Below are 19,935 nucleotides of genomic sequence, written 5' to 3'. Positions count from 1 at the left end.
CCGCGGTCGCCGCACCGGTCGGGGCCGCGATCGCCGGTCTCGCGATGCCCCCGCTGGAGCCCTGCCTGCGCTCGCTCTGGCCGGACGTGGTGCTCAGCCGCGGCCCCAAGGCCACCGGGGCGGTCCGGGCCAGCGGGCTGGACGAGGGCTGGTCACCGGCCTCGGAGGCCACCGACGAGCTGCTCACCTGGCTGCTCGCCCGCCCGCTGGCCGGGCGGCGGATCGCCGTCCAGGAGCACGGCGTCCGGCTGGACGCCTTCGCGACGGCGCTGCGCGAGCGCGGCGCCGAGGTGATCTCCGTCCCGGTGTACCGCTGGGCGCCACCGGAGGACCCGGGGGCGGTGCGCCGCCTGCTCGACCAGACCGTACGGCGCCAGGTGCACGCGCTCACCTTCACCAGCGCCCCCGCGATCACCGCCCTGCTCGCCGCGGCGGAGCACGAAGGTCTGTACGAGGCGCTGCTCGACGCCCTGCGCGCGGACGTCCTGCCGGTCTGCGTCGGCACGCTCTGCGCCCGCCCGCTGACCGAGCTCGGGCTGCCCGCCGTCCACCCCGAACGCGGCCGGCTCGGCGCCCTGGTCCGGCTGCTCGCGGACACCCTGCCGGGCCACTCCCGGTACGAAGTACCCTTGCCCGGGCTGCTGTTGACCCTCCAGGGGAACGCCGCCCTGATCGACGGCGAGAGCCACCGGCTCAGCCCGCGCGGCGCCGCCGTCCTGCGGGCGCTCGCCGAGCAGCCGGGCCGGGTGCTCAGCCGGGCCGAACTCCTGCGCGCCGCCTGGCCGGAGGCGAGCGCCGACGAGCACGCGGTGGAGGCGGCGGTCGGCCGGCTGCGGGCCGCGCTGGGGCCGCACGCGGGGCTGATCCGGACGGTGCCCAAGCGCGGCTACCGGCTGGCGGCGGGCTGATGCCGCCGCCCGTCCTGCTCGCCGTGGCGCACGGCAGCCGGGATCCGGCGGCGGGTGCCACAACCCGGGCCCTGCTCCGCGTGGTTCGCTCGCTCCGGCCCGAACTGCCCGTACGGTGCTGCTTCCTGGACTTCGAACGGCCGTCGGTCGGCGAGGCCCTGGCCCGACTCGCGGGCGCGCGACCGATCCTGGTGCCGCTGCTCCTCTCCACCGGCTACCACCTACGGGTGGACCTCCCCGCCCTCGGCCTGCCGCCTTCCCGACTCGCCCCCGCACTCGGCCCGCACCCGCTGCTCGCCGAGGCCCTCGCCGACCGCCTCACCGAGGCCGGCGCCCCGCCGCACGCCCCCGTGGTGCTGGCCGGCGCCGGCTCCTCGGACCCCGCCGCCCTCGCCGACACCGCCCGGATGGCCGGCCTGCTGGCCGCCCGGCTCGGGCGCCCGGTCACCGCGTCGCACCTGTCGGCCGCCGCCCCCACCCCGCAGCAGGCCGTCGCGGACCTCCGGGCGGACGGGCACCCTCGCATCGCCCTCGCGACCTACCTCCTCTCCCCCGGCTTCTTCGCCCGCCGCGCCGCCGGTGCGGGCGCCACCTGGACCGGCGCCCCGCTCGGCCCCCACCCTGCCCTCGCCCGCCTGGTGCTCCACCGCTACGCCCGGGCCCGGGCGGCCGCGGAGGAGTTCGCCGCCGCCTGATCACACCAGGGTCCGGCGCGGTCGGCCTCGTCATCGGCGCGGGCCTGCTCCTCGCCGCCGAGGATCGCGTACGCACGTACCGGTACCTCACCGCTCCGTTCCCAACTCCCTTGCCCCGATAGGCGACAACGCGAATGAGCACCTGCTAATGTTTTTTTGCATGTGCTGGGTGTTGCGATGAAGACGCCACCGCCGCCGACGGGCGACGAGCTGGTGCTGATGCTGGCGACGCTCGCCAACCCGCACCGCCTGCGGGTCGTCGCGGCGCTGACCGGCGGGCGCACGTACGTGAGCCAGTTGGCTCGGGACCTGGGGATCAGCCGGGCGCTGCTCCAGGTCCACCTGAAGAAGCTGGAGACGGCAGGGCTCGTGTCGGCGCAGCTGGAGATCTCACCCGATGGGAAAGCGATGAAGTTCTACGAGGTGACCCCCTTCGCGGTGCAACTGACACCGGATTCGATCGCGGCCGCGATGCCGACCCTGACCGCCGCCGACCCGGCGCAGGGACGGGACGGGGAAGGCAGCGACCGATGAGCGGGTCCGACTGGACGGAGGTCGTCGGAGCGCTGGGCCTCTTCGTCCTGCTCACCGCCGTACTCACCGTGGTCATCTGGCAGTTCGGTGCCACCTACCGGGCCAAGGCGGTGCTGGCGCGCGAGGAGGAGTACCGCAAGCTGGCCGAGGCGGCGGTCGACGCCCAGCAGCGGACTGAACGTCAACTCACCGAAGTACGCGGGCGGTTGGAGTCGATGGAGCGGATCCTCAAGGAGGTCGAGTAGGGCGCGCGCCGCGCGCCGCCCGCGTGTGTCATGTGATCAACGAGCTGGGCCGCCGAGCGGCAACTCGACGGCCCAGGTTTCGGAAGGCATCTCCCTCGCCGACCGGCGAGTTTTCCCTGGATACGCACCTCCACCTCAAGGAGAGCAGTTCATGCTGCGCAAAAGCAAGCCGGACCGAACACCGCCGCCCAACGCGGCACAGCCGGACGCACCGGCCGTCGCGGGCGGGATCGTGGAGGCGGTGGCCGGCTGGTCGGTCCGCCACCGCGGCCTGGCCGTCACCGGCTGGCTGGTCCTCGTCCTCGTCGCCGTCCTCTCCGGCGCGCTGATCGGCGGACACGACGCCCGGTCCAGCGATCCTGGCGAAGCCGGCCGGGCCCAGCGGATCGTCCGCACCGAGGACGCCGGCGACTCCGTCCGCGAGAACGTCCTGATCCAACCCCGCGAGAGCGGCGGCCCCGGGTTCACCTCGAACTCCGAACTCACCTCAGCGACCCGGGAGTTGGTGGAAGCGCTGCACGGCACCGGCGAAGCGGTGCGCGACGTCGGCTCACCCCTGGGCGCCCAGGGCGAGCGCTGGACCTCCCAGGACGGCCGGTCCGGCCTGGTGACCTTCGAACTCGCCGGGCCCGCCGAGGACCGGAAGCGGAACTACCGCGCGGTCGTCGACGCCGTGGCGAAGGTCCAGGACCGCCATCCGCGGCTGCGGATCGTGCAGGCGGGCGACCGCAGCCTCAACGCCGTCGTGGACGAGGCGATCAAGGACGACTTCCAGCGCTCCGAGGTCATCTCACTGCCGCTCACCCTGGTGATCCTGCTCGTCGTCTTCGGCTCGCTCGTCGCCGCGGGCATCCCGCTGCTCCTGTCGGCGACGACCGTGGTCGCCACCTTCGGCCTCCTGCAGTCCATCGGCAAGGTCGTCCCGGTCAACAGCGCCGCTTCCTCCATCGTGCTGCTGATCGGCATGGCCGTGGGCGTCGACTACTCGCTGTTCTACCTGCGCCGGCAGCGCGAGGAGCGGCGCAGGGGGCACGGCACCGGGCGGGCGCTCGCGATCGCGGCCCGCACCTCCGGCCACGCGGTGGTGGTCTCCGGGCTCACCGTGACGGTCTGCGCGTGCGGGCTCCTGTTCACCGGTCTGGACGTCTTCAAGGGTCTGACGGCCGGCACCGTGGTGGTCGTGGGCCTGACGGTGGTCGGGTCGGTGACGGTCCTGCCCGCGGTCCTGGCCGCCCTGGGGGACCGCGTCGACCGGGCCCGCGTCCCCTGGCTGGGCCGACGCCGGACCACGGCCCGTGCGTCGCGGACGTGGTCGGCCGTGGCCCGCGGCGTCGTCCGGCGTCCGGCGCTGACCGGCGGCGTCGCCGTGCTCGTCCTGCTCGCCCTGGCGCTGCCGGCGCTCGGCATGCGGCTGCAGGACCCGGCCACCACCGACAGCCTGCCGCGCAGCGTCGCCCCCGTGGACGCGGCGGTGCGCATGAACGAGGCCTTCCCCGGCTCACCGGGCCCCGCCCGGCTCGCGATCACCGGCCGGGACGGCGGCACCGTCGACACCCCCGCCCTACGCGGGGCGATCGACGCCCTGCACCGGGAGGCCGCCGCACCCGGCAGCGGTATCGCCGAACCGATCACCGCGGTGCCGGTCGGCGACGCGCTGGTGGTCCGGGTCCCGCTGGTCGGCAAGGGCACCGACGCCACCTCGAACCAGTCGCTCCGGAAACTCCGGGAGACGGTGCTGCCCGCCACCCTCGGGACGGTGCCGGGCATCGAGTACGCGGTCGGCGGCAAGACGGCGCAGCCGTACGACTTCGCCGAGCGGCTGAACGGCCGCACCGCCGCCGTGTTCGCCTTCATCCTCGCCCTGGCCTTCGTCATCCTGGTGCTCGCCTTCCGCTCCTGGGCCATCCCGCTGGTGTCGATCCTGCTCAACCTGCTCTCGATCGGCGCGGCCTACGGCGTGCTGACCTGGGTGTTCCAGAACGGCCACCTGGAATCGGCGCTCGGCTTCACCTCGTACGGCGGCGTGGTCGCCTGGCTGCCGCTGTTCATGTTCGTGATCCTGTTCGGGCTGAGCATGGACTACCACGTCTTCATCCTCAGCCGGATCCGGGAGCGCCGGGAGAACGGCGCCACCGCGAAGGACGCGATCGTCGGCGGCATCGGCGGCAGCGCCGGCGTGGTCACCAGCGCCGCCGTCATCATGACGGCGGTCTTCACGGTGTTCGTGAGCCTGACCGCCATCGAGTACAAGATGATGGGCGTCGGCATGGCCGTGGCCATCATCGTCGACGCCACCATCGTCCGAGGCGTGCTTCTGCCCGCCGCCCTGGCCCTCCTGGGCGACCACGCCTGGCCCCCACACCGCCCCCACCCGGCCCTCACCCGGTAACCGTGTGCGTGAGAAGTCGGCCCGCCCGACTTCTCACGCACAGAGGCGCACGGGCCGTCATGTTGTCAGGTGATCGAACTCGCCCGCCTTGACGCCGCGCAGGAGCGCCCGGAGCGCACCGGGCGAAGTGGTGAGGATGGTACCGGGGTCATCGCTCTCGCGAAGCTTGATGCTGTGTTCGGGGGCGGCGGCCAGTGCCGTATCCGCCAACGTTCGCCCTGCAGTGCCTCAGATCGCGGATGGCACATGTCTCGGCGAACGCGACGTCGGAAATCCGCCAGCATCCTCGCGGCCGGTCGGGCGACGATCCTCTCATGAACGCTGAAACGCAGGGAATCCGCATCCGGCACCGCGGGCATGAACCGCAGGTCCATCCCACCGCCTACGTCGCCCCGACGGCCACGCTGGTCGGTGATGTCCGCGTGGGGCCAAGGGCGCGGGTGATGTACGGTGCGGTGCTCGATGCCGAGGGGTCTCGGATCGAGGTCGGTGAGGCGGCGGTGATCTGCGAGAACGCGGTGTTGCGTGGGTCTGCGGTCGCCGGCGATCAGCCGGTGCTTGTCGACGACCACGTTTTCGTGGGGCCGCACGCCACGCTGCTGGGCTGCGAGGTCGGCAGGTGCGTCTATGTGGCAACCGCGGCGACGGTCCTGCAGTGCGCACGGTTGGGGGCCGGCTCGGTTGTCGCTGTCGGCGCGCTCGTCCACGCGCGCACCGTTTTGCCGGACGAGTACTTCGTGCCGCCGCACACCGTGGCGCTTGACGCGCCGGTGCGGCTGCTGGCCCCTGGCGATCCGGGCCTGGCCGAGGCCGTCGGGCGGGTGGGCTTCGCGCAGGTGGCGTTCGGCGTCGACGCGGAGTGGACCGACCGGATCAGTCGGTACGAGCACATCGCGGAGGTGCGCGTCGCCGAGTTCGGCACGCACGCGGACGATGAGGTTCTGAATCTCGGCTAGCGCCGCATCAGCGGCCCTTGTGCTGTCGTGAGGTGACGCGCCGTCCGGATTCCACTACGGCGTGCGCGTCCGGCAAGCTGTGCCGGTGGCAGAGCGAGTGCGGGTCCGTGAGATCGATGACGACGAGGGCAGGCGGCTGCTGCGGATCATCCGGAGGGGCACCAGGTCGGTGGTGACCTGGCGCCGGGCGCAGATGGTGCTGTTATCCGCGCAGGGCATGCCCGTGGCGAAGATCGCCGAGGCGACGTTCACCAGCGCGGACCGGGTCCGGGATGTGATCCACAACTTCAACGCTGACGGCTTTGACTCGCTCTATCCGAAGTACGCGGGCGGGCGGCCGAAGACCTTCACCCTGCCTGAGCGCCGGGAGATCAAGAAGATCGCCGAGTCCAAGCCGGCCGAGCACGGCCTGCCGTTCTCGACCTGGAGCCTGGCCAAGCTGGCCGACTTCCTGGTTGCCGAGGGTGTGGTCGACGACGTCAGCCACGAGGGCCTGCGCATCCTGCTCCGCGAGGAAGGCTTCTCCTTCCAACGCATAAAGACCTGGAAGACCTCCCGCGATCCGGACTACGCCGCCAAGAAGGCCCGCGTCGAGCACCTGTACGCCATCGCTGACGGCGAGGTCATACCCGAGGACGGCGAACCCGGCGTCGTCTTCTGCGTGGACGAGTTCGGCCCGCTCAACCTCCAGCCCCACCCGGGGCGGCAATGGGCCGAGCGCGGCGGGAAGCACAAGGACCCCGGCCGGGGTCCCCGGCCCCGACGGCGGGCGACCTACACCCGCCCGCACGGAGTCCGGCACCTGTTCGCCGCCTTGGACCTGGGCAAGGACAAGCTCTACGACCACATCAAGCCAAGGAAGAACCGCACGAGGTTCCTGGAGTCTCTGCCGCTACCTGCGCAGCCTCTACCCGCCGACAGTCCACCTGGCGATCGTGTGTGACAACTACTCCCCGCACCTGACCACCAAGCGGTGCCGCCGGGTGGCGGACTGGGCAGAGGCCAACAACGTCGAGATCGCCTACACCCCGACCAACTCCTCGTGGCTGAACCGCATCGAGGCCCAGTTCACCGCCCTGCGCTACTTCACCCTCGACGGCACCGACCACGCCAGCCACAACTAACTGATCGTTTCAAAGTGAGGCCCGGCCTGCTCGATGTCCCGGGTGGAGGCACCTGTTCACTTGTCGTGGGAGCCCTATGCTCGCGGAGACGGCAGAACTGGGTGATGGGGGACGAGATGGACCGTGTGCCTGGTGGTCCGCTGAGGAGTGTCCTTTCGGAGGCGGAAGTTCGGTCCTTCGAGCGTGACTACGGGGTGGCCCTCCCCGCGGATTACCGAACGTTCTTGATGACCATCGGCGACGGTGGCCCGGGACCCTACCACGGTATCTGGGTGCTGAGCAGGTCGTACGGCCCGAAGGACGAAGCCTGGTGGCCGGGATACCTTGCGACGCCGTTCCCTTTCACCCGGGCGGTGGGCCCGGACGACCTCGAAGACGACTACGACGAGGACGGGATCGTGCCGGGGTCAATGATCATCTCGGACATGGGGTGCGGCGCGTTCGTCCGACTGGTGGTCACCGGAGCGGCCAGTGGCCAGGTCTGGTTCGACACCCTGGGGATAGACGACAGGTTGACCCCCGGCCCAGCCTTCGGGGACTGGTATCGGACGTGGGCGACGAGCGTGGTCCCAAGCTGACGCGGTCTGGATGCGTAGCTGCTCAAGCTGCACGGAGTCGTCGGAGGCAGATGAGACTGCAGGCCAGTTCGAGTAGGCCCTGGTGGAGATCCGCGCGGCGTTCGTAGCGGATGCGCAGGCGCTTGAACTGGTGCAGCCAGGCGAACGCCCGCTCCACGACCCAACGGACCTTGCCGAGGCCGGAGCCGTGAGTGACACCTCGGCGCGCGATCATGGGCTTGATGCCGCGTTTCCACAGCAGGCGGCGGTACTCGTCGAAGTCGTAGCCTCGGTCCGCGTACAAGCGGCGCGGCCTGTGCCGAGGTCGTCCTCGCAAGCCACGGACCGACGGGATCGCGTCCGGCAGCGGCATGAGCTGGGTGACGTCGTGTCGGTTCCCACCGGTGAGCGTGACGGCGACCGGGATGCCGTGGCGGTGGGCTATCAGGTGGTGCTTCGAGCCGGGGCGGCCGCGGTCGACCGGTGACGGGCCACCGTGATCCCCCCTTTGAGCGCCCGGACGTGCGACCCGTCCACGGCGCAGTCGTCCAGGTCCAGAAGGTCGGCGTGGCGCAACTCGCTCAGCAGCGCGGCGTGCGGGCGCGGCCAGACGCCGGCCGCGGTCCAGTCCCGCAGCCGACGCCAAGCCGTCACCCCCGAGCAGCCCACGACTGGCGCGGGGACATCGCGCCACGCAACACCGGTCCGCAGCACGTACATGACCCCGGCCAGGGCCGCCCGGTCCGGTATGCGAAGACGCCCTGGGTGACAGTGGCGCCGCTCGGGTGCGGGCGGCAGCAACGGAGCCACACGCTCCCACAGGTCATCTGGAACAAGATCAGCACGCACCCCGGACACCCTGTCGATCAAGATCACTCATCGCAAGACCTGGGGTTCCAGTCATCCTGAAACGATCAGTTAGCCGACTCGGAGCTGTAACCGGACTTCTGCCAGTCGAGAGCCGCCATGCGCGCTTCCTCTCAGGTTCCTTCCCGATACGGAGTCGCCGACACCACCCGGCCAGTCTCGACGCCCGCTCACTCCGCAATCCGGACCAGCACCGCCGAAGCGGCGTCGGTGAATCCCTGCCCACCGCGTGCGTGAGAAGTCGGCCCGGCCGACTTCCTACTCCCGCGCTACCACATCAACGGCATCTTCCGGCCGCGCGGAGAGGGCCGGATCACGTTGCCAGGTGGTCGAACTCGCCCGCCTTGACGCCATGCAGGAGGGCGTCGAACGTGCCGGGCGTTGTGGTGATGACGACGCCGGGGTCGTCACTCTCACGGATCCTGATGACCGTGTCGGCGACTACTGATACGTATATGCAGTTGGCGGCATCGCCGCTGAATGAGGACTTCTGCCAGTCGTGAACAGCCATACTCGGTCCTGTCTCAGATGCACTGGGCGATTCGACGGATGAGGTCGCGGGATGCTTCGGGCTGTAGCGAGCTCGTCTCCAGGCGATCCATCACAGCCCGGTATTTGATCAACTGCGGCTCAGTGTCGATGAACTCAGATCGGTCTCCATCGACCTGGACGCTGTCCAACCGCGCGACCTCGGCATTGAAGTACACGATCCCGGCGCCGGAGCCTGGATAGCTACCGGTACCGAACGGGATGACGCGTAGGTCGATGTGAGGTTGTTCGCTCATGGTCAGCAGAAATCGCAGCTGGTCACGGGCGACCTTCGGACCACCGAAGCCCATTCGCAAGGCGGCCTCGTGGACGACGGCCGACAGTGGGATCGGCCGCGATCCGTAGAGCACTGCCTGCCGCTTGATGCGGTGGGAGACGAGATGTTCAACTTCCGGCGGCGAGAAGGGTGGGACGACGTCCCGGAAGAGCGCACGAGCATGTTCTGGGGTCTGGAGGAGCCCGGGAATATGAATCGCGGAAGCGATCCGCATCGACTGGGCATGGTGTTCGAGTTCGGCCAAATCGAGCGCTCCGGCCGGGAGGATCTCGCGGTACTCCTCCCACCAGCCCCGCGTGCGGCCACCGGTCATGCCGGTGAGGGCCTCGATCAGGGCATCATCCGCGCAGCCGTAGAGGCGCGCCAGGGTCCTTACACGCTCCGCGCTCACGGGATATCCGCCGGATTCGATGTTGCTGATCCGGGACTGGGTGGCACCGTGCAGCTCCCCGGCCCGGGTGGCCGACAGACCGGCCTGCTCGCGCAACCGGCGCAGCTCCGTGCCGAGCCGCCGCTGCCGGATGCTCGGCGGGGTCTTGCTGGGCGGCATCCGCTGTCTCCTCGCTTCGACCGCCTTCGTCGGCGGCGTCACTCGTTGGGGTGGTCGCGATACGGATTCCCCTGAGGCGGTGGACTACATACTACCGACTAGCTATTTTGATTCTGCGTCAGAGCACGATCGCTGCCCGCGATGACGGCAGCATGGCGTCCACCTCCCATGTACGTAGGAGACTTCCATGACTGCTGCGCCCTCGCAAAACGCCCACCCGACCAACCTGACGTTCGACCAGGAGCTGTGCGGGCTCGTGGTCGACACCGAACCCCGGCTGTTCGCCGTCGTCCAGGTGTGCGGCGACGGCGCAGACGGGTGGGTCGCGGCTTGGGGGCTCGCCGACTCCGACGGCCAGACCCACGCCATCGGGGTCGACGGGAGGATGCGCATGACGCTCGGGTCGCCGGAGCGGACCCTCCGCCACTTCTCCCGGCGGGCGGGCATCACCGCGCGGCTGATCTGGCTCGCGCAGCCGGGTTCCGCCACCACACACCAGGCCGCAGCCGCCTGAGCCGGCGCCTCCGGATCCGTCCACAAGCGGAGGCGCGCGCAACCGTAGCGCCAACGGAACACGAAGGGCCCTCCGCCATGCGCGGGGCCCTTCGACGCTTCGCGAACTACCGTCCGACGGAGCCGATGAACCCCAGCAGCCGCTCGTTGACCACCTCCGGCCGCTCCAGGTTCAGCCCGTGCCCCGCCTTCTCGACGATCTCGGCCCGCACGTCCGGGATCAGCCGGGTCACCCGCTCGACGACCCGGCGCGGGCGCAGCAGCGCGCTGCGCCGGCCGACCAGCACCAGCGCCGGCACCCGTACCGACGCCAACTCCTCGTCCGTGAACGGCCGGGCGGCAGGCCGACTGCCCGGCTTGTAGCTGCGCATCGCGAGCATCATCGGCGCGATCATCTCGCGCGGCGCGCTCAGCGCCGGGTTCGCCAGCAGCCGCCCGACCGCCGGGCGCAGCCGCCGTGGGGCGAGCATCCCGAACAGGCCGCCGACCATGTGGGCGTAGAACCGCGCGGGCACCTTCTCGATCCCGCCCGGGTCGAGCGACACCACCGAGGCGAGCCGATCGGGCGCGTGGATCGCCTGGTTGAGCGCCAGCCAGCCGCCGTACGAGACCCCCACCAGGTGCACCCGCTCCAGGCCGAGGCCGGCCAGCACCTCTCCCAACCACGCCGCGTTCTCCACCGACCCCGCCGCGACCGCCCGCTGCACGCTGCGCCCCGGGTCGTCCAGGGTGGAGACCGCGTAGACGGGGTGCCGCGCCCCCAACTCGGCGATCTGCGGGTACCAGTTGGACGGGTGCCCGGCGTGGCCGTGCAGCAGCACGACCGGCTCCCCCGTCGCCGCACCGTAGCGGTGCACGTGAACACGTCCGTACGCCGTCTCGACGTCGAACTCCTGGCGCGGACTCGGCCACAGCTCCATCGCGCGGTCGTACGCCGCAAGGAACTTCGTCCGGGCCGCCTCGCTGACGAAGTGCCCGACGCTGGTCCTGGTCATGATCCCCTCCACCCCTCCCCGACTTTGGTGGTATGGTTGTACCACAAAAGTATCTGGAAGGAACCCGATGCCGAAGCTGGTGGATCACGAGGAACGGCGGGCCCACATCATCGACGCGCTGCTCCGCTCGGCGGCGAGCAGCGGCCTGCACTCCGTCACCATGCGCTCGGTGGCGGTCGAGGCCGGCGTCTCGGTGCGGCTCGTGCAGTACTACTTCGACACCAAGGAGCAGTTGCTGCTCGCCGCGATGACCCGCCTCACCACCCGGATGGGCGAGCGGATCCAGCGGCGGGTGCGCGCGAGCGGCGCCGCCACCGACCCGCGCGGGATCGTCGAGGCGGTGCTGCTGGAGGCCGTCCCCACCGACGAGGAGAGCCGCGCCTTCCACCTCATTCACACCGAGTACGCGGTGCTCGCCGTCACCGACCCGGCGCTGGGCGGGCAGCCGTTTCTGGCCGCGCCCGACGAGATGGAGGCCTTCCTGGCCGCCCAGCTGACGGCGGCCCAGCGGTCCGGCGCCGCCGACCCCCGCCTCGACCCCCGGCAGGAGGCCGTCGTCCTGCTCGCCGTCTCCGCCGGCCTCGGCCTGAGCGTCCTGCTCGGCCAGCGGACGGCCGAGGCGGCGACGGCCGTCCTGCACTACCACCTCGGCCGCGTCTTCCCCGGCTGAGAGGTCGCCTCCTGCGGAGGGCCCGCGGTGGCGGTCGGAGGGGGACGGCTCCGGCGGCGGATCCGATCCCGTGTGTGAGGATCGGGCCATGTACACCCGCGCGGGCGCGTGCCTGCAGGGTCGGACCCAGGGCAGGAAGAGGTGCTGGAGATGTTCGCCGGGGGAACCGCGCGGTTGCTGGTCACGAACGACGGTGACGCGCCGCTGGAGCTGACCGTGGAGCCCCGGGCGGACACCTACCGGATCCAGCCGCAGCGGACCTACGTCGTCGTCACCCACGCACCGGCGGCGGAGGGACCCTGGCCCGGGACGTTGCGCGGGGACGAGCCCTTCGAGGTCGTGCACCGACGGGATTCGGTCACGGTGTGGGTCAACGGGCACTGCTTCCACCTCGCCGACACGGCGGGTCGTGCGATCGACGCAGCCGACTACCAGTGCCCGGCTCAGGGCGCGGCCTCCGGAAGCCGTCCCTGAGCGGCGACCGATCACGCGCTGACGGCTCCTACACCAACACCGGCTCCCGGTCCGCCGGTTGGCGCGGGGTGCCGTGGAAGACCTGCTGCACGTGCCACGCGCGGTGGCGGTCCGCGACCGGGGGGCGGCCGGGCTGGGGGCCGAGCACGGGCCGGCCGGACAACGCCAGCACGTGGCGGTGGCTGGCCTCGCTGCGGCCGACGAAGCGGTCGGAGACCAGGATGCGGTGGCCCTCCCCCAGGCCCAGCACGCCCTTGTCGAAGAGCTTGTGGTGCAGCGAGCACAGGCACAGGCCGTTGTCGACCTCGTCCGGCCCCTCGTGCGACCACCAGCGCACGTGTGCGGCTTCCAGTCCGACCGCGCTCGCGCCGAGGGCGCCGTCGTAGCCGCAGAAGGCGCACTGGAACTCGTAGGCGGTGAGTATCAGTTCACGCATCCGCCGGTCGCGCCGGCGCCGGGCCGCGGTGTCGGCCCCGCCCGCGAGCACGGTCTCGGCGCGCTCCAGGTCGAGGCCGACCGCCTCGCAGAGTTCGGCGTGCAGGGAGGACGGGAAGTTGACGTCCAGCAGCACCCTGGCCATCCGCCCCAGCAGGGCGGGGTCCTCCGCCAGGGACTCGCGCAGCGCGGGCGCGAGCCGACCGGCGGCCCCGCTCGACCGCAGGACCCCGATCCCGCTGCCGGGGCTGCCCGGGCCCCGGTCGGTGCGGACCTCCCACACCCCGTCGCTGACCAGGTGGTGGAACGGGTAGGCCGGAGTCGTCGGGCGCGGCGGCCCGTACTCGGCGAGCAACCGCTTCAGCTCCTCCTCGACGGCGCTGTACCGCAGTTCGCCCTCCGCGTCCCGCTGGTAGCCACCGAGGGCGTAGAGCAGCAGCAGCGGCTTGTGCGGCGCGCGCTCGCCGCCCTTCGTCCAGCGCCTCAGCCGCGCCACCCGATCGAGCCAGTCCATGCCCGTCAGCGTAGTTCGCGGCACGGACAGCGGGATCACCCGGCCGGTCGACGTCAACCCTCGCGCACCACGTCACCCTCCCGCACCACGTCACCCTCCCCCACGGCATCGCCCTCGCCCACCGCGTCGTACTCGGCCAGGAAGTAGGCCCGGTCCTCGTCGTCCGGTGCGAGGTCCAGGGCCGCGGTGAAGTGCTGCCGCGCCCGCCCGTCCCCGAGCATCCGGTAGACCATCGCGAGGGCGCCGTGCGCGTAGAAGTCGAGCCCGCCGGTGGCGGCGAGGCCCTCGGCCAGCCACCGCGCCTCGGCCGGGTTCCCGACGCCGGCCTCCACCTGTATCAGGCAGCGCTGGACGTCCGGGTTGTTCGGAGCCGCCCGGTAGTGCGCCCGGAGGTCCCGCACGGCGCCGTGGGCGTCGGCGGTCTCGGCGGAGGCGAGCGCGAGCAGCCGGTCCGGGTTCGGGGCGACGGCGGGCGGGGCCGCCCGCCAGTGGGCGAGGTGCTCGGACCCGGGGGCGACCCGTTCCAGCGCCGCCAGGGCCGCGCGCCACTGGGCCTCGGCGCCCGCGTGGTGACTCGCCGCCGCGAGGAGTTCCAGCACCTGCTGGTGGCCGTCGTCGAGCCGGTGGGCCCGTTCCAGGGCCTTCACCACGTCCGGCCAGTCCACACCGCTGCGCGGGACGGCGGCCAGCTGGTACAGCACCTTCCCGAGGGCGAGGTGCTCGGTCAGGTCGCCGTTCCCGTCGGCGGTCAGCAGGGTGAACACGTCGGCCTGCTGCCGCAGGAGGCGGACGCTGTCCTCGTGCCAGCGCAACCAGGCGCGGACGTCGGCGAGTTGACGCACGGCCGCGGGCCACCCGGGGTGGGCCGCGAGGACGCGCTCCAGCTCCCGGGCCGCCCGGTCCGCGCTGCCGATCCGGGCGTAGGTGTGGGCGAGGTCGCACCGCACGGCCGGGTCGTCCGGCGCCACGAACGCCAGGAACTCCAGCAGCGGGACCGCGTCCGCGGGCCGCCCCGCGACCAGGTAGGCCGACGCCAGCGCGTGCAGGTCCCCCGCCTGCGCGCCCTCGACCTGGGCCAGCCCCTCCAGGGCGACCAGCCACCCCGGGTCCGACGTGCCGATGAACCGCTCGTAGCACTCGACGACCCGGGGGTTCGAGCCCGCTCCCTGGTACTGCGGCTCCCACTCGACGGTCGGTTCCCCGCTCACATGCGCCTCCCCGGTCACCTGTTCCCCTGCGTGCTACCCAGGCCCGTACCGTCTCACCCCGCACTGACAGACCCGCCCGCAGCCGGGGCCGACAGCGGACAGCGGCCAGCGGCCAGCGGCCAGCGGCCAGAGCAGCGGGCCCGGCAGCGGGCCGGGCGTCAGGCGGCTCGAACGGAGGAACCCCGGCCGAGGCACGGCCGGGGTTCCTGGAGGCGGTGGTTCAGGTCAGCGCTGGAGCGTCAGGACGCCCGGGCGCCACGGCAGTTTGTCGTAGTCGCCGGTGGCGGTGGGGGACTTGCCCTGGTAGAGGAACTGCAGGTTGCAGGGGTCGATCGTCATGGTCTGGTCCGGGTTGGTGCGGACCAGGTCGCCGTGGCTGATGTCGTTGGTCCAGCCGGCGCCGCTGTTGGCCTTGCCCGCGAAGGGGTTGTTCTCACTGGCGGCCTGCGGGGTCCACGAACCGTTCAGGCTGGTCGCGGTGAAGGAGCGGAAGTAGCGCTGCTCGTTGGCACCGCGGGCCTCGACGATCATGAGGTACTGGTTCTGGCCCTTGACCTTGTAGACCTGCGGCGCCTCGAACAGGTTGGCGGGCGTGTCGGTCATGACGGTGGTGTAGGAGGAGCCGAAGCTGCCCGGGAAGTTCCCGATCGGCATGCTGGCGCGGTAGATGCTGCCGTTGTCACCGGCGAAGAACAGGTACATGTTCTGGTCGTCGGCGATCAGGGTCTGGTCGATCGGGCCGGTGCTGGACTTGGGGATGCTGCCGGTGAACAGCGGCTGCGGCGCGGACCAGCCGTTGGGGTCGGTCGGGTCGGCCGAGGTCCGGTAGACGAACGGCCACTGGCCCCACTGGTACGCCAGCACCCAGATCTTCTTGGGCGCGAAGTAGAACAGGGTGGGCGCCACCGCCTTCTCGCTCATCCCGGTCTGCTTGGCCGAGGCCATGTCCGACCAGTTGGTGAAGGGCGCGAAGGCCATCGAGCCGTACGAGGTCCCCGACACGTCGGACGCGTAGACCAGGTGCTTGCCGTTGTAGACCACGGAGGTGAAGTCCTTCACCGCGGCCCAGCCGTTCGCCGGCTGCGCCAGCGCGCCGGTCGAGGACCACCGGTACGTCGAGGGCAGGGCGCAGGTGCCGGCCGGGGCGGGCGTGGCCGGGGCCGGGGCGGAGGTCCCGGTCGGCCGGAGGGTCCAGTGCTGGTTGGCGGCGCCCCAGGAGTCCCAGATCTGGACGGGGGTGCCGTTGGCGGTCTGGTTGCCGGGCGTCTCCAGGGCCTTGCCGGTGGCGACGTTGGTGAGGGTGTAGGAGCCGTCGCCGTTGCGGGCGGCCTTCCAGCGCTGGTTGGGGCCGCCGTTGCTGTCCCAGACCACCGGCTTCGTGCCGTTGGCGGCCTGGCCGGCCGGATCGTCCAGGACCCGGCCGCTGGCGAGGTTGGTGAAGGTGTAGGAGCCGTCGCCGTTCCGGTTGGCCCGCCACTGCTGGTTGGCGGCGCCGCTGGCGTCCCACACCTGGAGCGGGGTGCCGTTGCCGTTCTGTCCGGCGGGCTGGTCGAGGACGCGTCCGGCGGCGCCCATCGCGGAGAGCGTGTAGACGGTGCCGGAGGTGATGGCGCCGTCCGGCGTGCTGCCGCCGGCACCCCCGAAGGTGGTGAGGACGGCGTTGTAGGCGGGCTTCCTGTTGCCGTTGCCGTCGAACACCAGCGGGTTCTCGTCGGCGCGCCAGGAGTCGCGGTCGCGGATGCCCCACAGGGTGATGCCGGTGCAGCGGGCGACGTTGAGGCAGGCCTGGACGGCGCTGGTGTAGGTGGCGGGGGCCGCCTGGGCGATGTCCAGCTCGGTGATCTGGACGTCGACGCCGAGCGCGGCGAAGTTGGACAGCGTGGTCTGGAAGCTGGTCGGGGGGCCGCCGGCGCCGAAGTGGCTCTGGAAGCCGACGCAGTCGATGGGCACGCCGCGGGCCTTGAAGTCCTTGACCATGCTGTAGACGCCCTGGGTCTTGGCGTCCGTCCAGTTCTCGATGTTGTAGTCGTTGTAGCAGAGCTTGGCCGAGGAGTCGACGCCGCGGGCGGTGCGGAAGGCCTCCTCGATGAAGCCGTTGCCCAGCACGTTCTGGAACACCGAGCTGCGGTGCTGGCCGCTGCCGCCGTCGGCGAACGCCTCGTTGACCACGTCCCAGGCGTAGATCTTGCCCTTGTAGTGGCTCATCTCCTGGGTGATGTGGTTGTTCATCACGCCGCGCAGGGTGTTCGCGTCGTTGATCGACGAGACCCAGGCGGGCAGTTGGGAGTGCCAGACCAGGGTGTGGCCGCGCAGCTTCTGGCCGTGCGCGGCGGCGTGGTTGACGATCGCGTCGGCCGGGCCGAAGGTGAACGAGCCGCGGGACGGCTCGGTGCTGTCCCACTTCATCTCGTTCTCGGGGGTGATCGTGTTGAACTCCCGGTCGAGGATGCCCGCGTAGGTCGAGTCGCCGAGCCGGCCCGAGGCCACTGCCGTGCCGAAGTAGCGCCCGCTGCGGGCGGCCGCGTCGGCGGCCGTGGTCGGGGCACCGGTCGTGCTGGTGGCCATGGCGACCAGCGGGACGGCGCCACCCGCCGCGGCGAGGGCCGCGGAGACGGCGATCACGCGGCGGGTCGCCGGACGGCGGCGATGAGAGTTCTTCTGGTCTGGCAAGGGCTTGTCCTTCTGGCGCGGTGGGCCTTTGTCTCGGCCTCGTTGCCTGCCTGTTGCCGCCGCGCGCGCGAAGGTTGCCGCGATCGGGAAAAAATATTTTTTGTCGAGCCGGACCGGCGCGGCGGGCGGCGACGGTGGCCGTGCTCGCCGTCCGCCGCCGACCGTCCACCGCCCGCCGCCCGCCGCCTGAGCAGGAGTGCCCGACCCCGGGTCAGCTCCGCTGCACGGTGACCCGGTCCACCGCCGTGCCGTCCTCCATGAGCGAGCGCACCTCCATCCGGGCGGGCTTGCCCGCGGCGGCCGGGGTCACGTCGACGGCGACCAGGCAGTAGCCGGTGTACCGCACCCGGGACCAGGTGACCTTGACGGTCTGTTCGTGGCCGCCGCGCTCGGAGACCACCATCGGCACCGGCTTGTCGTTCCTCGTCTCGTGCCCGATGTAGGTGTCGGCCACCGGGAAGGAGTAGAGCCCGCCGCCACCGCCGCCCGCGACGACGTACGTGGTGCCGTCCTTCGCCGGGTCGACGGTGTCACCGGAGTCGACCTTCCGGGTGGCCTTGCCGGCCCGGATGGGGTCGGTCCGCTCGTAGACGTGGTTGTGGCCGCTGAGCACCAGGTCCACCTTGTACTTGTCGAACAGCGGGGCCCAGTCCTGCTGCGCGCCCAGCTCGGCCCCGTTGTCGTGGCAGGTGGAGTACGTGCACTGGTGCAGGTAGACCACGATGAAGTCGATGCCGGTGTCCGCGCGGAGCGCGGCGAGCCGGCTCTCCAGCCACTTCTTCTGCTTGCCCTTGGTGTAGTCGAGGTTGGCCGGGGTGTTGAAGCAGACGTCGTTGCCGTCCAGGCTGATCAGGCCGACGTTCTGGTACCGCCAGGAGTAGATGCCGGTGGACTGGCTCCAGGCGTTGTCGGGCGTGGTGAACCGGGCGCGCATGCCGCCGTAGCCGTCGGCGCCGTACCACGGCTCCATCTCGTGGTTGCCGATCGCCGGCATCCACGGGGTCCGGGCGGCGACGGGCTCGTTCTGCACGAAGAAGGAGTCCCACAGCCGGGCGTCGTACGCGTCGCTGGTCTTGCCGCTGCCGCCGGCGTTGGCGTACGAGAGGTCGCCCATGTGGAGGTGGAAGGCGGGGTCGAGCCCGGCGATCAGGTTGCCGGTGGCGGCCGCGTTGTAGCCGATGCCCTGGTCGCCGAAGGCCGTGAAGGTGAACCCGGCGCCGCGCCCGGGGGCGGGCGCGGTACGGAAGCTCGCCACGTCGCCGAGCCGGGTGTGGTCGCCCGCGGGGTCGTAGCCCTGGTGGCCCACGACGTAGTAGTAGGTGGTGTCCGGGATCAGCTGGTCCAGCTGGGCGTGCAGGTAGTACTGGGTGACGGTGGTGGGCTTGATCAGGGGCTGGTCCTCGACCGGGTGCTGCCAGGAGAGCTTGCTGACCAGGGTGCGGACCTCGGCGGCGATCGGGGCGCCGAACTCGCCGGGCTGGACGCCGATCCGGACGAAGGGGGCGGTCACCGCCTCCGGCACCTGCCAGGAGACGACGACCTGCTGGGACGGGTCGGCCCCGTAGGCGAGGTGCCGGCCGAAGGGGCGCAGCGCGGACCCGGCGGTCCGCTCGCCGCGCGGTGCGGGGACGGTCGGGGTACCGGAAGCGGCCGGGGTACCGGGGGCGGCAGGGGTGTCGAGGGCGGTCGGACGCGGGGCGGCCAGGGCGGTGCCGGGCAGCAGCAGGCCGCCGGCGGCGAGGGCGGCTCCGCCCATCGCGCCGGCACGGAGGAGGTCACGCCGGGAGTGCCGTGGTGTCTCGGACATGCCATCAAGTTAGGAAACTTCCCTAACTTCTGACAAGAGGGCGGACGCCATCGAATTCGCTTACGAGGAACGGAAGTTGAACGCCGGGTTGCCGGAGCCCCCGCGGACCGGCGGGAGACCGGGGCCGGGCGACGGGAGCGGCGGGGGTGACGGCCGATCGGCCGCGGGCCGCCGGAGTGGCCGGGGGCGGCCGCACGGGTGACCTGCCGGTCGTGTCGGCGGCGGAACGCCCCGTCCGGCGTGCATGGGTGGGAGTGCGCCGTCCGCGGACGGCGCCGGTCCTTGTCCCCGAGTCCGAGAGCCGCCCATGCCTCCCACCGCTCGTCTGCGCCGCATCGTCCCGACCGCGCTCTGCGCCCTGTCCGTGGCCCTCGCCGCCCCCGCGGCCCACGCCGCGCCACCGGGCCGCGACACCGGGTCCGACCCCGGGAGGACGGGCGACGGCTCGTACGACTGGGACCGGGTGGCGGCCTGCGAGAGCAGCGGCAACTGGCGCATCAACACCGGCAACGGCTACTACGGCGGCCTCCAGTTCGACCAGCCGACCTGGCGGGAGAACGGCGGCCTCGCCTACGCTCCGCGCGCCGACCTCGCCAGCCGCGAGCAGCAGATCGCCGTCGCCGAGCATCTCGCCGGCCGCCGCGGCCTGTCCCCGTGGCCCGTCTGCGGCGCCCGCGCCGCGCGGGGCCACGGCGGCCGCGAGTCCGTCCTGCCGCCCCCGGCCGGCACCGCGGCCCCGGCCTCGGCCCCGGCCGCGTCGGAGGACGGCACCTGGACCGTCCGGGAGCACGACACCCTCGCCGACATCGCCGAGGCGCTGCGGGTGCCCGGCGGCTGGCCCGCGCTGTACGAGCTCAACCGCGCCGCCGTCGGGGAGGACCCGGACCTCATCCAGCCCGGCCTGGTCCTCGAACTCCCCTCCGCCGACGACCCCGCCTGACGCCGCCCTCCCCCCTACCCGCACCGACCCGGACACGCGTACGGCCCGCCCGCTCACC

At 71.9% G+C, this 19,935-nt stretch carries 20 protein-coding genes and 1 pseudogene; 12 read left to right on the top strand and 9 right to left on the bottom strand.

Annotation, left to right across the window (positions count from 1 at the left end; translation table 11 throughout):
- From ABZW03_RS03195 to ABZW03_RS03175, 5 genes are all read left to right on the top strand, one after another.
- The coding region (locus ABZW03_RS03195) for a uroporphyrinogen-III synthase (protein ID WP_355251350.1) at positions 1 to 908 on the top strand (908 nt) is incomplete at its 5' end.
- Entirely contained in the window at positions 908 to 1,603 is a 696-nt protein-coding gene (locus ABZW03_RS03190; protein WP_355251347.1) for a sirohydrochlorin chelatase, read from the top strand. The genes ABZW03_RS03195 and ABZW03_RS03190, both read left to right, overlap by 1 nt.
- A 177-nt stretch (positions 1,604 to 1,780) precedes the next feature.
- Complete coding sequence (locus tag ABZW03_RS03185) at positions 1,781 to 2,137, top strand: winged helix-turn-helix domain-containing protein (protein ID WP_355251344.1); 357 nt, start codon at positions 1,781 to 1,783, stop codon at positions 2,135 to 2,137.
- Positions 2,134 to 2,382, top strand: a complete 249-nt coding sequence (locus ABZW03_RS03180; RefSeq protein WP_355251341.1) for a hypothetical protein — start codon at positions 2,134 to 2,136, stop codon at positions 2,380 to 2,382. The genes ABZW03_RS03185 and ABZW03_RS03180 overlap by 4 nt, the downstream gene beginning before the upstream one ends.
- 151 nt (positions 2,383 to 2,533) lie before the next feature.
- On the top strand, positions 2,534 to 4,771 hold the full coding sequence (locus tag ABZW03_RS03175) for an MMPL family transporter (RefSeq protein WP_355251338.1): 2,238 nt from the start codon (positions 2,534 to 2,536) through the stop codon (positions 4,769 to 4,771).
- Positions 4,772 to 4,828: 57 nt separating this feature from the next.
- On the opposite strand, the gene ABZW03_RS03170 is transcribed toward ABZW03_RS03175, so the two are convergent.
- Entirely contained in the window at positions 4,829 to 4,981 is a 153-nt protein-coding gene (locus ABZW03_RS03170) for a DUF397 domain-containing protein (protein WP_355251335.1), read from the bottom strand.
- A gap of 104 nt (positions 4,982 to 5,085) precedes the next feature.
- On the opposite strand from ABZW03_RS03170, the gene ABZW03_RS03165 reads away from it, so the two are divergent.
- From ABZW03_RS03165 to ABZW03_RS03155, 3 genes and pseudogenes are all read left to right on the top strand, one after another.
- Positions 5,086 to 5,727 (top strand): acyltransferase, encoded by a 642-nt coding sequence (locus ABZW03_RS03165; RefSeq protein ID WP_355251332.1) that lies wholly within the window; start codon positions 5,086 to 5,088, stop codon positions 5,725 to 5,727.
- A gap of 85 nt (positions 5,728 to 5,812) precedes the next feature.
- Positions 5,813 to 6,845: pseudogene (locus ABZW03_RS03160) on the top strand (IS630 family transposase); the annotation flags it as partial.
- A gap of 110 nt (positions 6,846 to 6,955) precedes the next feature.
- Positions 6,956 to 7,429: an SMI1/KNR4 family protein gene (locus ABZW03_RS03155; protein ID WP_355251329.1), complete on the top strand. Its 474-nt coding sequence runs from the start codon at positions 6,956 to 6,958 to the stop codon at positions 7,427 to 7,429.
- A 22-nt stretch (positions 7,430 to 7,451) separates the two neighbouring features.
- Here ABZW03_RS03155 and ABZW03_RS03150 read toward each other — a convergent pair.
- The 3 genes from ABZW03_RS03150 to ABZW03_RS03140 form a co-directional block, all read right to left on the bottom strand.
- Positions 7,452 to 8,257, bottom strand: a protein-coding gene (locus ABZW03_RS03150; RefSeq protein ID WP_355251359.1) for an IS5 family transposase whose coding sequence is annotated in 2 segments (ribosomal slippage) — positions 7,452 to 7,915 and positions 7,915 to 8,257 — 807 coding nt in all. Because the reading frame shifts where the segments join, the coding sequence is not laid out codon by codon here.
- 331 nt (positions 8,258 to 8,588) lie between these two features.
- Positions 8,589 to 8,786, bottom strand: coding sequence for a DUF397 domain-containing protein (locus tag ABZW03_RS03145; protein WP_355251326.1), 198 nt, complete (start codon positions 8,784 to 8,786; stop codon positions 8,589 to 8,591).
- Between the two features lie 13 nt (positions 8,787 to 8,799).
- A complete protein-coding gene (locus ABZW03_RS03140; protein ID WP_355251323.1) occupies positions 8,800 to 9,651 on the bottom strand; it encodes a helix-turn-helix transcriptional regulator in 852 nt (283 codons plus the stop codon).
- A 187-nt stretch (positions 9,652 to 9,838) separates the two neighbouring features.
- Between ABZW03_RS03140 and ABZW03_RS03135 the strand changes: the two genes are divergently transcribed.
- Positions 9,839 to 10,165: a hypothetical protein gene (locus ABZW03_RS03135; protein ID WP_355251320.1), complete on the top strand. Its 327-nt coding sequence runs from the start codon at positions 9,839 to 9,841 to the stop codon at positions 10,163 to 10,165.
- Between the two features lie 106 nt (positions 10,166 to 10,271).
- Here ABZW03_RS03135 and ABZW03_RS03130 read toward each other — a convergent pair whose 3' ends face one another.
- Positions 10,272 to 11,159, bottom strand: a complete 888-nt coding sequence (locus ABZW03_RS03130) for an alpha/beta fold hydrolase (RefSeq protein WP_355251317.1) — start codon at positions 11,157 to 11,159, stop codon at positions 10,272 to 10,274.
- Between the two features lie 67 nt (positions 11,160 to 11,226).
- Here ABZW03_RS03130 and ABZW03_RS03125 point away from each other — a divergent pair, with 67 nt between their 5' ends.
- Positions 11,227 to 11,829 carry a TetR/AcrR family transcriptional regulator gene (locus ABZW03_RS03125; RefSeq protein WP_355251314.1) on the top strand — a complete coding sequence of 201 codons (603 nt, stop codon included), beginning with the start codon at positions 11,227 to 11,229 and terminating at the stop codon, positions 11,827 to 11,829.
- A gap of 150 nt (positions 11,830 to 11,979) precedes the next feature.
- Positions 11,980 to 12,303: a hypothetical protein gene (locus tag ABZW03_RS03120; RefSeq protein WP_355251312.1), complete on the top strand. Its 324-nt coding sequence runs from the start codon at positions 11,980 to 11,982 to the stop codon at positions 12,301 to 12,303.
- 28 nt (positions 12,304 to 12,331) lie between these two features.
- Here the strand turns inward: ABZW03_RS03120 and ABZW03_RS03115 are convergent, their stop codons facing one another.
- The 4 genes from ABZW03_RS03115 to ABZW03_RS03100 form a co-directional block, all read right to left on the bottom strand.
- A complete protein-coding gene (locus ABZW03_RS03115) occupies positions 12,332 to 13,252 on the bottom strand; it encodes a phosphorothioated DNA-binding restriction endonuclease (RefSeq protein WP_355251310.1) in 921 nt (306 codons plus the stop codon).
- 53 nt (positions 13,253 to 13,305) lie between these two features.
- The gene (locus ABZW03_RS03110) at positions 13,306 to 14,460 is read right to left on the bottom strand and encodes a tetratricopeptide repeat protein (protein ID WP_355251308.1); all 1,155 of its coding nucleotides are present in this window, start codon (positions 14,458 to 14,460) and stop codon (positions 13,306 to 13,308) included.
- 225 nt (positions 14,461 to 14,685) lie between these two features.
- Complete coding sequence (locus ABZW03_RS03105) at positions 14,686 to 17,025, bottom strand: non-reducing end alpha-L-arabinofuranosidase family hydrolase (protein WP_355251356.1); 2,340 nt, start codon at positions 17,023 to 17,025, stop codon at positions 14,686 to 14,688.
- Between the two features lie 316 nt (positions 17,026 to 17,341).
- Complete coding sequence (locus tag ABZW03_RS03100; protein ID WP_355251306.1) at positions 17,342 to 18,937, bottom strand: metallophosphoesterase family protein; 1,596 nt, start codon at positions 18,935 to 18,937, stop codon at positions 17,342 to 17,344.
- 307 nt (positions 18,938 to 19,244) lie between these two features.
- On the opposite strand from ABZW03_RS03100, the gene ABZW03_RS03095 reads away from it, so the two are divergent.
- Positions 19,245 to 19,877, top strand: a complete 633-nt coding sequence (locus ABZW03_RS03095) for a transglycosylase family protein (protein WP_355251303.1) — start codon at positions 19,245 to 19,247, stop codon at positions 19,875 to 19,877.
- Positions 19,878 to 19,935 lie beyond the last annotated feature (58 nt).

Origin of the sequence: Kitasatospora sp. NPDC004799 (assembly GCF_040609095.1) — a bacterium.
Taxonomy (GTDB): Bacteria; Actinomycetota; Actinomycetes; order Streptomycetales; family Streptomycetaceae; genus Kitasatospora.
Note: the sequence above shows the minus strand (reverse complement) of the source record. Positions and strands in the feature narration are given on the sequence as shown.